The organism is Streptosporangium subroseum (genome assembly GCF_900188345.1).
Lineage (GTDB): Bacteria > Actinomycetota > Actinomycetes > Streptosporangiales > Streptosporangiaceae > Streptosporangium > Streptosporangium subroseum.
Window position 1 is genome coordinate 23,636 of the sequence record NZ_FZOD01000018.1, and the last position, 14,635, is coordinate 38,270.

Genomic DNA, 14,635 nt, shown 5'->3' on the forward strand with positions numbered 1-14,635 from the left:
TGTAGGCGGAACTGGCCTGATCCGCCTGCCCAGCCCCCTGTGGATCTCTGCGGATTCCCGCCCAGATCGCGTTCGCGGTCCTCGCGACAGATCAGGTCCGGTCGTGTCCGGGCGCTGGGCATTCCCTAAGCTCGGATCCATGCCTTTCGCTCCATCGTTCGCCGTGATGTTCAGGACCCGGGACAACGTGCGGATCGACGCCGCGCACACCCCGTCGCGCGGGGCGGACGATCTCGGGATCGTCCTGGCCCACGGCTTCACCGGATCGCTCAGGGAACGCTCCACCCGCAGGATCGCCCATGTGCTCAGCGGGTTCGGCGGGGTGATCTCGTTCGACTTCCGGGGACACGGCCGGTCCGGCGGGGAGTCGACCGTGGGGGATCTGGAGATCCTCGACATGGACGCGGCGGTACGGCACGCGCGGGCGATCGGCTACACCAGGGTCGCGCTCGTCGGGTTCTCGATGGGCGGGGCGGTGGCCGTACGGCATGCGGGGGTGCTGGGCGGGGTGGACGCGGTGGCGTCGGTGAGCGCGCCCGCGCGGTGGTACTACCGGGGGACCCGGCCGATGCGGCAGGTGCACTGGGCGATCGAGCAGCCGCTAGGACGGTGGATCGCGAAGGTGGGGAAGCGGACAAGGATCATGAAGGGCGTGTGGGACCCGTTGCCGCTGGCGCCGTACGAGGCGGCCGCGAAGATCTCGCCGACGCCGTTGCTGGTCGTGCACGGTGACGCGGACGCCTTCTTTCCGCTCGATCACCCCTACCAGATCTACGAGGCCGCCCTGGAGCCCAAGGAGCTGTGGATCGAGCCCGGATACGGCCATGCGGAGTCGGCCGCCACGCCCGAGTTGATCCGCCGGGTCGGGGAATGGGTCACTACCAGATCCTGATCTCCAGGATCTTCGCTCCCGGTCGGCGAGATGTCTCCGATGAGGCACCGGGCGAGGAGGACGACGTGAGTCGCGTACTGGTGCTCAACACCGGATCTTCTTCGGTGAAGTACGAGCTGCTGTCCGACGGCGAACGGCTCGCGTCGGGAGAGGTGGAGCGAATCGGCGAGCCCGGCTCCCCGGTGGCCGACCACGAGGCGGCCCTGAAGATCGTCGCGGACGAGCTGAAGGAGCGGGACCTGGGAATCGACTCCCCTGAGCTCACCGCGATCGGGCACCGGGTGGTGCACGGCGGCACGACCTTCACCGAGCCGACACTGATCACCGACGAGGTGGTCGAGGACATCGAGAGGCTCATCCCGCTCGCCCCCCTGCACAATCCGGCCAATCTGGCGGGTATCGCGGTCACCCGGAGACTCCGCCCCGATCTGCCGCAGGTCGCCGTCTTCGACACCGCCTTCCACTCCACGATCTCCCCTGCCGCCTCGACCTACGCGATCGATCGGGAGACCGCCGTACGGCTGGGCATCCGCCGCTACGGCTTCCACGGCACCTCACACGCCTATGTCTCGCGCAAGGCCGCCCTCCTCGCCGACGCACCCCCGGCCAACGTGATCGTGCTGCATCTCGGCAACGGCGCCAGCGCCTCGGCGGTGTCGGCCGGGCGCTGCGTGGACACCTCGATGGGCATGACGCCGCTGGAGGGCCTCGTCATGGGGACCCGCAGCGGCGACCTGGACCCGGAGGTGGTCTTCTATCTGAGCCGGACGGAGGGCCTGTCCATCGACGAGATCGACACGCTGCTCAACCGGCGCAGCGGCATGCTCGGCCTCTGCGGGGACAACGACATGCGCGCGGTGCAGAAGCGCGTGGCCGCCGGAGATCCGGACGCCGAACTGGCCCTGTCGGTCTACTGTCACCGGCTGCGCAAATACGTCGGCGCCTACTACGCCGTGCTCGGCACGGTGGACGTCATCGCCTTCACCGGGGGCGTGGGAGAGAACTCCGCGCCGGTCAGGGAGAGGGCGCTGGCCGGTCTGGGGGCGCTCGGCATCACCGTGGACCCCGTACGCAACGAGCGCGGCGAATCGCTGATCTCGCCCGACGGCGCGGTCGTGAAGGTCGCGGTGATCCCCACCGACGAGGAGTTCGAGATCGCCCGGCAAACTCTGGAGATTGTTTCGCGAACCAACTCGGAATAAAACACGTCTACTTACAGCGGATGGATGAAATCCGTGGGGAGAAGTCCGCGGGACACGAACCATCACTTAGTGGTGGTCGTGGGACATACTTCATGTAGTCGAACGGTTGCCCAGCGTCGCGGGGGCGTGCTGGGCCGTCCATCGGCGGGTGTGCTTGTACGGCTCCTCCGAGCCGTACAAGCACACCTCGATCTCAGCCCAGACGGGCGATCGACTTGTACTCCAGGTAGGCCGAGAGTCCCTCGGGGCCCAGCTCGCGGCCGAGGCCGCTGCTCTTGTACCCACCGAAGGGCGAGCTGGTCTCGATCATGAAGAGGTTGACGCCGTAGGTGCCGGCGCGCACCTGGCGGGCCACGTCCATGCCGTGCTCGGTGTCGGCGGTCCACACCGTCCCGGCCAGGCCGTAGTCGCTGTCATTGGCGATCTTGATCGCGTCGGCCTCGTCCTCGTAGGGGATCACGGTCAGGACCGGGCCGAAGATCTCCTCACGGGCGATGCGCATCTCGTTGGTGGCCCCGGCGAAGACGGTCGGGGCCACGTACCAGCCGCGGTCGTGGGGACGCTCCAGGCCGCCGACGACCGGCTTGGCGCCCTCACCGATGCCGATCCTGATGTAGTCCTCGACCCGCTCCTGCTGCCGCTTGGCGACCAGCGGGCCGATGCCGGTGGCAGGGTCGGCGGGGTCGCCGACCGGCATGGACCTGACCATCGCCGAGACCGCGTCCACGACCTCGTCGTAGCGGTTGCGCGAGGCCAGGATGCGGGTCTGGGCGATACAGGCCTGACCGTTGTTCATCATCGAGGCGACCGACAGGAAGCCCATCGCGGAGGGCAGGTCGCAGTCGTCCAGGATGATCGCGGCGGACTTGCCCCCGAGCTCCAGGGTGCAGCGCTTGAGCTGCTCGCCGCAGATGGCGGCGATGCGGCGGCCGGCCGCGGTGGAGCCGGTGAAGGCGACCTTGTCCACGCCGGGGTGGGAGACGAGGTGCTCGCCGGCCTCGCGTCCGGCGGCGACGATGTTGACGACCCCGTCGGGGATGCCGGCCTCCTTGACCATCTCGGCCAGCAGGTAGGAGTCGAGCGGGGTCTCGGGGGCGGGCTTCACGACGATCGTGCAGCCCGCGACGAGGGCGGGGGCCAGTTTGATCATGATGACGAACTGCGGGACGTTCCACGGAACCACGGCGGCGACCACGCCGACCGGCTCACGGCGGACGACCACCGGCCCGAAGATGCCGGCGCGCTCCTCCTCGACGGGGAACGTCTTGCCGAGCTCGGCGTAGTACTGCAGCATGCCGAGCGGCTGCGGGGCCTGTGCCATCTGGGAGAAGGTGATCGGGGAGCCCATCTCCAGGGTGATGAGCTCGGCCATCTCCGCCTGGCGGCTCGCGTAGATCTCGGCGAGCCTGCCGACGACGGCGGCGCGCTCGGCCATCGTCATCCGGGGCCACGGACCGTGGTCGAACGCCTGGCGGGCGGCGGCCACCGCGCGGTCCATGTCGGCGGGGGTCCCGTCGGGGACGCGGCCGACGACCTCCTCGGTGTGCGGTGAGATGACGTCGATGGTCCCGGTGCCCGCGGGAGCCACCCAGTCGCCCCCGATGAACAGCGTGTCGTGCTGGCGCATGATGTATTGCCTCCTGGTGGGCGGGCCAGAGTCAAACTTGAGCGAATGCTTGCTTGGACAAGTGTCATCCGCAGGGAAGGGCGCCACAAGCCCCACCGTTGCTTGAGACCGAATCATGTTCTGTCGCCGATGGCAAGGGTTGCCCGGAACGCCGGTCGCGGGCTGTCGCCTACCGCGAGGATTGCTCGGAACGCCGCTCGCCGGGCTGCCGTTCGGGGCGGAAACTGCTCGAAACGCCTGCTGCCGGACCGCCGCTTATGGCAAGGGTTGCTCAGAACGCCGACTGCCGAGCTGCCACTTGTGGCAAGAACCGCCGGAAGGCCGGCCGCCGGGCACCCGAAGGCTCTGGTGCTCGGGTGTTCGGAGGGGCCGGTGTGCAAAGATTGCCTCTGGTTGCCACAGTGACATGCCAGGCGGTATCTATTTAAATCCCATTAAAGTGGTAGATAGTTCGTCAATAGTGCATGAGTTCCCCCGTTCCGGTGGCGAGCCCCAAGATCGTCTTCTATAGTTTCGCTCCGTTCGTGGGAGGGCTCTGGAGGTGAGCGAAACGTGAGATCGAGTCGCTCAGCCACGCTGGCTGCCGTGCTTGCCCTGCTGCTTCTGACCCCGGTCATGGCCGGGGCCACCGCGCAGCGCGCCGCCAAACCCAACCCCGAGGCCGAGCTCAAGAAGCTGACCAGCGAGGCCGCCCAGCTCAACAAGGACTACCGGGGCCAGGTGCAGAGCCTCGAGGAGACCCGGGTCCAGGCCGGTAAGGCCACCGCCAGCGCCAAGAGCCTCAAGAGGGCCCTGGCGAGCGCCGAGACCGACATCGTGCGCTTTGCCCAGACCACCTACATGGGCGGCGTGCTGGACGACGGCAACCTGATGAGCTTCGACGGCGACGCCAACCTCGTCCTCGGCCAGGCCGCCACCATGTCCTACCTCGCCAGCCAGCGCGCCACCCAGCTCAACCGGATCAAGGAACTGATCAAAGACGCCAAGGCCGCCGAGAAGGCCGCCGACTCCAAGATCGCCAAGCTCAAGAAAGACATCATCGACCTCAAGAGCCAGCGGGTCAGGATCGAGGGACTCCTGGCCAAGTACGGTTTCCAGACCCCCTCGGGCAGTGGCGGCCTGACCCCTCGCACGGTCACCATGCGCAACACGGTGCTCCAGAACTTCCCGATGCCGTACGGCTACGGCTGCCTGCGCCCGGGCGACCCCGGAGACCACGGCACCGGCCGGGCCTGCGACTTCATGATGAGCAGCGGCGGCCGCATCCCGACCGAGGAGGCCATGGAGCGCGGTAACCGCCTCGCCCAGTGGGCCATCACCAACGGCACCCGCTTCGGGGTCATGTACATCATCTGGCAGCAGAAGTACTACGACGTCCGCACCGGCGCCGGCTGGAAGCTGATGTCCAACCGGGGCGGCAACACCGCCAACCACCTGGACCACGTCCACATCTCGATGTTCTGAGCTGTCAGGCTTCTGACCTGCGGTGATTTCGTTGTAAGCCTCTCTCAGGGCACATCCAGGGCACTTTGCCCCGCTGCCCACACGTCTTCGATACGGCCTCGCACGACACCGCGCAGTTCGGTGGCGGGCGTGAGCGGGCTTGCCTGGGGGACGCACATGCCGACCTTGGCAGCCCGTTGGCGGCCGTGTCCCGGTAGGTGATCAGGGCCAACCACGGTGGCGCGTGAGACGTCAGCCGCGCAACCGCTCCACTTCGATCACCCGTGCGGCCTCCGCTTGCGTCGCCGCACGGACCTCGACGAAGTCGTTTTCCTTGCGCAAGACGGTGACGATGCCAGTGAACAGCGTGTTTTGACGAATGCGGTCACGGGCTACGACTTCTCTGCCGACCGACAGCACGTCGGTATGGGTGTTCTCATCCGCTCCCCACACCCAAGCACGCCCGCTGAATCCCGGCTCGACCCCGAAGAACGCTGTTCGCACACTGGATGCCTCCAGCACCAAAGTGGGCGCGGTATCCGGGTTCAGCTCCCGGCCGATACGCCGGTCAACGCGCAACCGCGTCGCGTAGTCCTCCAGCATCGACCGCGACCAGGACCACATGTTCTGCGGCAGGTTGCCGAGCATGTCGTACAACAGGTCGCCCAGCGTCTCATCGACGAGCCGCGGGTCATCGTCCGAATCGACGGACGAGACCGTTATGCGTCCCCTTTCGGCCCCCGGAGCGATGTCGGCCTTCGGGTAATGACGCACCATCGCACGGCCGGGGCTCGGCGGGTTGAAATGCATCACTGCGGTGGCGGTTTCCGGCCGCGGGTGCGAACGCAGCGCGGGCCACGCCCCCGATTGCGGCGCTGCCGAGCCGGGATCGAGCGAAAGGATCTCCCGCATCCTGACCGCATACCCACTGCTCTCTTCGCTGCGGAGGGCAGGCCCAGAGGCTTCGGCCGCCGGCCAGAACCGCAGCAGCCAGGACTCCTCAACGGCTTCGACCTGGCTGGGGTCCCAGGAGGTCGGCTCGCTCCGCACCGAACCGGTGTAGGCGCTCAGCCAGTAGGCGAAACAAGGCGGTCCCAGAAGGAGCTTCTGCCCCGTGGGGCTGTGTCCCATGCCACTGACCGCCACGATGCCGCCCGGGCTCAAGTAGAGAACCCGCCCCGCCTCCACCCACGGCTCGCCGGGTCCGTCCTCGGGCTCGGCCTCCCATGCCTCCATCCGAACAGCGGCCAGCCGTGCCCCGGCCTGGCTCACCAGCTCGACCTGGCCTAGCGAAATGCCGTCGGGCTCGGCCAGCAGGGCGCCGTGTTCGGTCTCCTGCATGACATCCCAGCCATATCCGGATCCGTCGTACAGACAGAAGCGCCCATACGAGATCGGTGCCTCGTCGTAGACGCTGCGGATCAGCTCGGCCATCTCGATTTCCTCCATCTGGTCGCAGGCGGAAACCCTAGCGATCCCGAACGACAGTTCCGCTTGCGCCATCGGGGTGGCCCGGACGGAGCCCGATATGGAGCAGATGTGGCGCTGTTCGCGCTGGGAGCACGTGCTCTCACGATCGAGACTGCGCTCAGCTCGCGATTATGCCGAGCTCTGCCGCGCCAACTTCACGAAGACCCTGGTTCCGTCACACGGCTGAGAACCCGCGACCAGGTTTCTCGGCATTATCTGGGGTCGCCGTGAGGCGTTAGGCACGTAAGGCATGTGGGGGTGGTGCGGACGTGGCTTACGGATATCCAGGGGTCGTTCTGTCACGTCAGCCACGTAAGGGACGTGCCGTGGTGCGGACTTCGCCCTGAACAACGGTGGAAGCGTACGCAGCGCACCGTCGGACCGTCCTTCTCGACGGTTTGTTCAGGGGAAGGTGGCACGCTGGTGTCCGGCAAGGCCCGCACCGCCGTCTGCGGGAGGTTCCGTTGCTCCGCGCCCTGCTCGTCCTGACGAACCTCGAACTCGACCGCCGACAGACGATCAAGACCGAAGACAGCCGCCCACGACCAGCACGAGCACACGAACCCCGCCACACCAGCAGCCGCACCAGCGAAAACCAAGATCGTGGATCTTCAGTGAAGATCCGGCTGGCCCTCGGTCAGTCGATGCCTTCGACGATGCGGAAGTCGCGCTCGACGCCGTCGGAGAGGGCGACCAGCGCCTCTTGGTAGGCCGCACTCTCGTGCGCCGCGACGGCCTGTTCGAAGCTGTCGAACTCGATCAGGACGGTGCGCTCGGCGATTCCGGCGTCATGCGCCACGACCTGACCGCCACGGACGAGGACCCGACCGCCCCCGGCCTTGACGGCCGGAGAGGCCAGCTTGTTGTAAGCAGCCAGCTTCTCAGGGTCTGAAATGGTGCGGTAGGCGCTGACCCAGTAGCCCTTGGGCATGGAACCTCCAGTGTTGGGATGAGTGCATCTGACTTACGGGTTGGTCTCGGACGAGCGTCGGCGGGCGAGAGCGAGGCTTGTCAGCGTCGTGATCGCCATGGCGCCGATGCCGACCAGCGCCGCGGTGGTGTAGGCGCTGTCGTCGGGGAAGAGGTGGCCGGGGCCGGTGCCCGCGGCGAGGATCAGGCCGCCGATGGCGCTGCCCAGGGAGTACCCGACGCTGCGGACGACGTAGTTGAAGCTCATGGCGCTCGACGTCTCGCTCTTGGGGGTGACGGCCAGGATGACGCCGGGCATCGCGGCCGAGAAGCCGCCGACGCCGAAGCCGAGCACGCCCATCGCCGCGAACAGTTCGGCCAGGTCCGACCGGGCCGCCGCGAACAGGGCGAACCCACCGCCGACCACGACGGCGCTGCCGGCCAGGAGCAGGGGGTCGGCGATCCGCGTCCGGACCCGCGGCGTGAGCTTGCCGGCGACGAACCCCAGCACCGAGAACGGGATGAGGACCAGCCCGGCGACGAAGGTCGTCAGCCCGAAGCCGTAGCCGGCGCCGTGCGGCGTCTGCGCGTACCGGGTGATGAGCGTGAGCAGGAGGTACATGCCGATCCCGCCGACGAACATGGCGAGGTTCGCCCCGGCGACCGCCGGGTGCCGCACCGCCCGCACATCGACCAGGGGCGTCGTGCTGCGCAGCTCGATGACGGCCCAGGCGCAGAGCAGTACCACCGCGACGACGGCGAGGCCCGCCGCCACGGCGAGGTGCCGGCTCCACAGATTCCGTTCGCCGGCGAGGAACAGCACCAGGAGCAGCGCAGCGGCCAGGACGACCGCGCCTGCCACGTCCACGTGGGCGGAGCGGCCTTCGGGGGCTTCGGGCATGGAGCGCCACGCGGTCAGGAGGGCGGCGGCGGTGACGACCAGGCCGAGGCCGTAGGCGGCCCGTACCCCGCCGAGCTCGGCGAGCAGTGCGGCCAGCGGGTAGCCGACGCCGGCCCCGATGATCGAGACCACCGAGATCAGGGCGATCACGGCCGCGCTGCGCTCCTCGGGGAGGTGGTCCCGGGCCACGCCCATCATCAGCGCCGTCAGCCCGAGCCCGACGCCCTGAGCCGCCCTGCCGGCCAGCAGCCACGCGAACGGCAGCGGCAGCACGGTGAGCGCGCTGCCGGCGACGACGACCGCCAGCGTGGCGAGGATCGTGGCCCGCCGGTGCGGGCCGGCTCCGAGCCGGCCCAGGACCGGCGTGGCGACGGCGCCGCTGAGCAGCGCGACGGTCAGCGTCCACTGCGCGCTGCCGAGCGAGACGTGGAACGAGGTCGCCACGCTGGTGATGAGCGGCGTCCCGAGGCTGGCGACCGCCGCCACGACCAGAGCGATGAACATCAGGGCGGGGACCAGCAGCCGCGCCTCGGAACGCGCCACCGGGAATGCCTTCACCGCGACCCCGCCGACCGGCCGCCCGGTCACTGCTTCGGCCCTTCGCGGTCCTGGCTTTCGAGCTCTGCCAGATGCTTCAGCGCCGGAAGGGCCGCCACCAGCGCCTCGACCTCGTCGCCGGTGAGCTCGCCGATCAACCGCTCGAACGCGTGGACGCCCGCCTGGCGCCGCGTCCGGACATAGGAGGCGCCGGCCTCGGTCAGGCACACCAGCGTGACCCGCTTGTCGGACGCGTCGCCCCGCCGCTCGACCAGGCCGGACTCCTCCATCACCCGGACCAGGGCGGTTATCGCGGGCTGGGTGACGCCCTCGACCGCGGCCAGATCGGTGATGCGCCGCGGGCCGGTCCGGTCCAGGGTGGCCAGGGTGGCGACGGACGTCAGGCTCATGTCCCGGGGCAGGCGTCTCACGGTCCTGGTGGCCAGGCCGTAGAGGGCTGCCCCGATGGCGGCGGACGCGCCAGGAACGGTGTCTTGACGACTCATGCTCGAAGCATAACCCTTTTATATTCATAGTTTATGGAAATGCTTTGGTGGGTTCCGCCCGTCTGCGACACTCTCAGAGTGCCGACCTCCGGCGGCACGGTTCCACGCTGTAGGCGCTCAAGAACGTTTGTTCCTCAACCCCCCCGGCCGAGGTCTTCCCGGCGTAATCGAGGCTCGCCGGCGGGCCCCGGTGGTACCGGCGAAATCTCCAAGGACGAACTCCCGTTGACCCTGGGCCGGGTCGTTACGGTGCTGACTAAAGTTGCCCGGGTGCGACGCGTATCAGTGGTGGGAATCTCAGGGTCGGGCAAGTCTTCGCTGGCGGCGGCACTCGCCGGGCGGCTGGGCGCGCCGTGGCTGGAGCTCGACTCGATCTTCCACATGCCGGGCTGGACGCCGCGGCCGGTCGAGGGGTTCCGCGCGGAGGTCGACCGGTTCACCTCGGGCGAGAGGTGGGTGGTGGACGGTAACTACTCCGCCGTACGAGACCTGGTGTGGGCGCGCGCCGACACCGTGGTCTGGCTTGATCTGCCGCGGCACCTAGTGATGCGCCAGCTGCTGTCCAGGACGCTGCACCGGATGGCCACGGGGATGGAACTGTGGAACGGCAACAAGGAGTCGTTCCGCTTCCTGCTGGACAAGGACGAGTCAATCATCCGCTACGCCTGGACGAAGCACGCGACCATGCGCGACCGCTATCAACGCGCCGCCGCCGACCCCGCCAACGCCCGTCTGACCTTCGTCCGCCTCACCTCCCGCGACGCTGTCACCCGGCTGACCCGCTCCCTTCCGTAGCGGCACACGACTCGGCCTGGAACTTCCACGGCTACGGCCAGGGGCGAAGTAGGGCTTGGCTGCGCGGCTGACCAGCGGGAGAAACGTCTTGCCGGGCTCTCAGGGGCGGGTCACGCCAGGTCCGGACCTTGCGGTCAGGTTGGTGAAGCCGGCTCCCGGGGAGCCGCCGGCCGCCTGTCCAGAGCCAATGGCAGGGGGAATCTGTCGGTTCCAGCTGATATTCATGATCACCCAGCGTTTCCGATCATCAGTGGAGCCGTGTCATGACGCCAGCGAGCAAATGGGACCACATGGGCCCGGACACGAGTGCCGCCTACCAGCGGTTCGACGAGCTCACCGAGCAGGGACTCGACCCCGGCCCCGGCGTCGACTGGCGGGTCTACGGCACCTACGCGCAGATGAGGCTCTGGCTGGGGCCGGAAGGCGGCCACGACTACGACGAGCGGGTGCTGCGCGTGGTCCGGTCGGTGGCCGAGCGCGACATCGACTTCACCTACCGGGAAGCGCACCACCTCATGAGCCGGGCGGAGCATTGGGTGCGGCAGGGGCACACCCGCTACGAGGAGCTGTTCCGGATCCCGCTCGCGGCGGCCCGCCGGTTCGACTACCAGTTGCGCCGGGACCTGCTGCGCTGGCTGACGTCGGGACCGTGGCTGAAGGACGCGCGGGCGCTTCTGGCCGAGCAGATGACCGAGCTGCTCACCGAACCCGCCGAGCACGGCCCGGCCGGGGTGGTCCGGACCGAGATCGGGGACATCGACCCCTTCGCCCGCATGCTGGCCGAGGAGTACGGCCCGCGCCTGGTCGAGGTACTGCCGCTGTTCCGCCACTGGAACACCGCCCGCTCGACCAAACCCAGCGCCCGGTGGCTCAGGAACGCCGCGCGGATGCTCACCCCCGGCGCGGTCGCCCTGGTCCGTGAGCTGCTCACGCGGCTGGCGGCCTACCGGGGCGGAGACTGGGTCGACCGCTATGACAACGAGGAGTGGTGGGACAAGGTCTTCCTCAAGGAGCACACCATCGTCGTCGTGCGCGGCATCCTGTGGACCTGCCAGGTCATCGACGAGCGCTGGGTGACCTCGCTCGTCACCGACGTCGCGATGACCTGCGGCACCGGCAGCAACGGGATGGGCTCCACGTGCCGCTGCGAACCCGTCACCAACGCCGCCGTCGGTGTCCTGGCCCGCAGGGGCGGCCTCGACGTGATCGTCCCGCTGTCCAGAATCCAGGCGAAGGCGCGCGCGAGGTCCGTACAGAGGAATCTGAGCCTCGCCCTCGACGCGGTGGCCGACGAGAACGGGCTGACCCGCGAGCAGTTGCTCGACCGGACGGTCCCCACCTTCGGCCTGGACACCGACGGCGTCCGCGAGGAGAAGATCGGCGACTACCGGGTCAGGCTGTGCGCCGACGTGTCCGCCCTGCGCTACGTGAACGCCACCGGCAAGACCGTCAAGTCGCTGCCGAAGGATCTGCGCGCGGAGCTGTCCGATCTGCGGGCCATCCTGAAGGAGCTCAAGCTGACGCAGGCGGCCGAGCGATCCCGCTTGGAACAGGCGATCGTCCATGAACGGACGTGGCCCTGGCGCGAGGTGACCGAGTACTTCCTCGACCATCCCGTCACCGGCCCCTACGCCCGCACCCTGGTCTGGCAGATCGCCGGCGGCCCGGCGGCCCTGCCGGTCAAGACCGCCGGCGGCTGGGAACTGGCCGGCCACCGCCCCGCCCCCGACACCGTGGCAGGCCTGTGGCACCCGATCCACGCGACCGCCGACGAGGTGGCGGCGTGGCGCGACCATCTTCTCGAGGGCGGTGTACGCCAGCCGTTCAAGCAGGTCTTCCGCGAGCTCTACCTGCTGACCCCCGCCGAGGAGCGGACCGGCACCTTCTCCAACCGTTTCGCCGGCCACATTCTGCGCTACGGCCAGGCCCGGACCCTGCTGGGCCAGCGCGGCTGGACCGGCCGGTCGATCGGCAACTGGGACTACGAGAACGGCGGCGACCAGGGCGAGGTGGTGCGCGACCTGGCGGGCTGGCAGGCCCGCTGGGCCATGCACATCGTCTCCGCCCCCGGGGCCGAGACCACCATGCTGTGCGCCACCGAGGGCATCACCTTCCACCGCGACGGGCAACCGGCGTCGATGGCCGATCTGCCGCCGCTGGTGCTGTCGGAGATCCTCCGGGAGGCCGACCTCGCCGTGGGCGTGGCCTCGGTCGCCCGCGACGACCAGGCGCTGATCGGCCACGAACGCTATTGGCGCTCCCACGGCTTCGGCGAGCTGACGGAGACGGCCAAGACCCGGCGCGAGGTGCTGGCGCGGCTGCTGCCGAAACTGAAGATCGCCTCCCGGGTGGAGCTGACCGACAGATTCCTTCTTGTACGGGGTGATCTGAGGACGTACAAGATCCATCTGGGGTCGACGAACATCCTGATGGAGCCCAACGACGCGTATCTGTGCATCGTCCCGGCGAGCGGGCGCGCGGCCGGATCGGTGTTCCTGCCGTTCGAGGACGACGGGGGGACGCTGTCGGTGATCCTTTCGAAGGCGTTCCTCCTGGCCGACGACACGGCGATCACCGACCCGGAGATCACCCGGCAGCTCGGCTGAACGCCCGCTCGGACACCGTCGTAGCGGAGGCGGTTCCCCGTCACGGTGGCGGCCTGGTCGTCACCGTGCGGCTCCCGCCCTTCTGAGGTGTCTTGGGCGCGTGTTCGATGAGGGGGACGGATCAGGCGCCGCCGGGCGCGATCCATTCGGTCAGCTCGACGACGATGCCGTTGGGGTCGGTGAGACGCATCAGCCACTCACCCCACGGGTTGCGCCACATCTGCCTGGTGATGGGTGCGTCCTCCGCGTGCAGGCGCGCGTATTCCCTGGCCAGATCGGTGACCGCGAACGCCACCACCGGCTGGGCGATCCGCTCTCGCGGCAGTTCGAGGTCGCGCTGGTGCAGCAGGATGTCCGCGGCCGCGTCGTCGCGGCTCAGCCAGGTGAAGTCCGGGGTTTCGAGCACCTCGCGGAAACCCAGATGAGTGGTGAAGAAGCGGCGGGAGCCTGCCAGATCGTCGACGGTGAAGACGACCGTTGAGGAGACTATGTTCATGATTCTGCCTGTGTGTGGTTGTTTGCAAAGCTTTCCCTCTTATGCGGTTATTCGCCCCATATCAAGATTGTCGGTACGGCCTGGCCGGAGCAATGCCGGATCTTGCAACGCTGCGTTAACCGCAGACTTCACGCCGGGGAGGACACGCTGGAGATCCGCGACATCGAGGTCTCCCCGACACCGGCCGAGGGGCTGCGTGCCGGCCGGTCCGCGAAGGGCTTCGCATCGGCGTGGATCAGGCCCGATCAGCGGCTCAGGGGAGGACCGACGTGCCGCGCATCGGCATGGCCGGCAACAACACGACGGTGGACGATCTCAGCCGGGCAGCGGTCCCAGGTCGCTGACGACGCGGGCGAAGCCGCGGATCATGTCGTTCTCCGCGGCGCTGCACCACACCAACCCGTACGGCAGCGCGTCCATGTCATTGACAGGCAGGTAGGCGATGTCGGGGCGGGGATAGTACCGGGTCACGTGGAGCGGGAAGAGGGCGACGGTCTCTCCCAGGACCGTAGTCATGAAGATGTCCTCGATGTTGTTCACGGTGGCGGTGCGGTCGATCAAGCGGCCCCCGGGGGTGAATTCCGGGACGTATCGCTCGTACCAGGAGTCGGGCACAGATTCGACGGCGGGATGCTGGAAGTCGCTGATCGCCTCCAGGGAGACCGAGGACCATCTGGTGAGCGCATGGTCGCGGGCCACACCCAGCACCCTCGGCTCGGCGAAAAGCAGTGGACCCATGGTGAGGTCGGGCTCCTCGATCGGCAGCCAGGTGACCAGGATGTCGGCCTCCCCGTTGCGTAGCTGGGCGAACGGATCCTGGTAGGCCGACATCCGCAGGCGCAGCTCCCACTGCGGGTGCCGGGCGCGGAAGGTCTCCCAGTAGCGGCGCAGCTCCTGGATGTTGGCCGGGAACAGGCTCACCCGGAGCGTGCCGGTCTTGCCGTGTGCGGCCAGTCGTGCCCGCTCCAAGGTCTGCGCCAGGCCCTGGTGCAGCGGGCGCAGATCGTCCCGCAACTGCTCACCCAGCCGCGTGAGCCGGACGCTGCGGCTGCTCCTCGCGAAAAGCTCGGCACCGATGGCTCGTTCCTGCTTCTTGATCGCCTGGCTGACCCGGGCCACGGAGACGTGCAGCCGCTCGGCGGTGCGGCCGAAGTGCAGCTCCTCGGCCAAGGTCAGGAAGATCTCGATGTCCCGTAGTTCCACAGGTCCCATTTCGCCTATTTGCGCAATATATGGGGGAAGTTTGGCATA

At 68.4% G+C, this 14,635-nt stretch carries 12 protein-coding genes; 5 read left to right on the forward strand and 7 right to left on the reverse strand.

Annotation, left to right across the window (positions count from 1 at the left end):
• Positions 1-139: 139 nt before the first annotated feature.
• Positions 140-892 (forward strand): alpha/beta hydrolase, encoded by a 753-nt coding sequence (locus tag CHC08_RS19420; RefSeq protein WP_245878417.1) that lies wholly within the window; start codon positions 140-142, stop codon positions 890-892.
• Between the two features lie 65 nt (positions 893-957).
• A complete protein-coding gene (locus CHC08_RS19425) occupies positions 958-2,094 on the forward strand; it encodes an acetate/propionate family kinase (RefSeq protein WP_218825378.1) in 1,137 nt (378 codons plus the stop codon).
• Between the two features lie 193 nt (positions 2,095-2,287).
• Here the strand turns inward: CHC08_RS19425 and CHC08_RS19430 are convergent, their stop codons facing one another.
• Positions 2,288-3,721: an aldehyde dehydrogenase gene (locus CHC08_RS19430; RefSeq protein ID WP_089208743.1), complete on the reverse strand. Its 1,434-nt coding sequence runs from the start codon at positions 3,719-3,721 to the stop codon at positions 2,288-2,290.
• Positions 3,722-4,306: 585 nt separating this feature from the next.
• Here CHC08_RS19430 and CHC08_RS19435 point away from each other — a divergent pair.
• A complete protein-coding gene (locus CHC08_RS19435; RefSeq protein WP_245878418.1) occupies positions 4,307-5,185 on the forward strand; it encodes a coiled-coil domain-containing protein in 879 nt (292 codons plus the stop codon).
• A gap of 231 nt (positions 5,186-5,416) precedes the next feature.
• Here CHC08_RS19435 and CHC08_RS19440 read toward each other — a convergent pair whose 3' ends face one another.
• The 4 genes from CHC08_RS19440 to CHC08_RS19455 all read right to left on the reverse strand — a co-directional run bounded on the left by CHC08_RS19440 (position 5,417) and on the right by CHC08_RS19455 (position 9,487).
• Positions 5,417-6,598, reverse strand: coding sequence for a hypothetical protein (locus CHC08_RS19440; protein WP_143653278.1), 1,182 nt, complete (start codon positions 6,596-6,598; stop codon positions 5,417-5,419).
• Positions 6,599-7,271: 673 nt separating this feature from the next.
• Positions 7,272-7,565 carry a DUF1330 domain-containing protein gene (locus tag CHC08_RS19445; protein ID WP_089208746.1) on the reverse strand — a complete coding sequence of 98 codons (294 nt, stop codon included), beginning with the start codon at positions 7,563-7,565 and terminating at the stop codon, positions 7,272-7,274.
• A gap of 33 nt (positions 7,566-7,598) precedes the next feature.
• Positions 7,599-9,032: an MFS transporter gene (locus CHC08_RS19450; protein WP_089208747.1), complete on the reverse strand. Its 1,434-nt coding sequence runs from the start codon at positions 9,030-9,032 to the stop codon at positions 7,599-7,601.
• Entirely contained in the window at positions 9,029-9,487 is a 459-nt protein-coding gene (locus CHC08_RS19455; protein WP_245878419.1) for a MarR family winged helix-turn-helix transcriptional regulator, read from the reverse strand. Before CHC08_RS19455 ends, CHC08_RS19450 begins: the two co-directional genes overlap by 4 nt.
• Before the next feature lie 270 nt (positions 9,488-9,757).
• Here CHC08_RS19455 and CHC08_RS19460 point away from each other — a divergent pair, with 270 nt between their 5' ends.
• Positions 9,758-10,282, forward strand: a complete 525-nt coding sequence (locus CHC08_RS19460) for a P-loop NTPase family protein (protein ID WP_089208748.1) — start codon at positions 9,758-9,760, stop codon at positions 10,280-10,282.
• Positions 10,283-10,545: 263 nt separating this feature from the next.
• Positions 10,546-12,888, forward strand: a complete 2,343-nt coding sequence (locus tag CHC08_RS19465) for a DUF4132 domain-containing protein (protein ID WP_089208749.1) — start codon at positions 10,546-10,548, stop codon at positions 12,886-12,888.
• A gap of 121 nt (positions 12,889-13,009) precedes the next feature.
• Here the strand turns inward: CHC08_RS19465 and CHC08_RS19470 are convergent, their stop codons facing one another.
• Both CHC08_RS19470 and CHC08_RS19475 read right to left on the reverse strand, forming a co-directional pair.
• Positions 13,010-13,384: a VOC family protein gene (locus CHC08_RS19470; protein ID WP_089208750.1), complete on the reverse strand. Its 375-nt coding sequence runs from the start codon at positions 13,382-13,384 to the stop codon at positions 13,010-13,012.
• Positions 13,385-13,699: 315 nt separating this feature from the next.
• The gene (locus CHC08_RS19475) at positions 13,700-14,587 is read right to left on the reverse strand and encodes a LysR family transcriptional regulator (protein ID WP_089208751.1); all 888 of its coding nucleotides are present in this window, start codon (positions 14,585-14,587) and stop codon (positions 13,700-13,702) included.
• Positions 14,588-14,635: the final 48 nt, after the last annotated feature.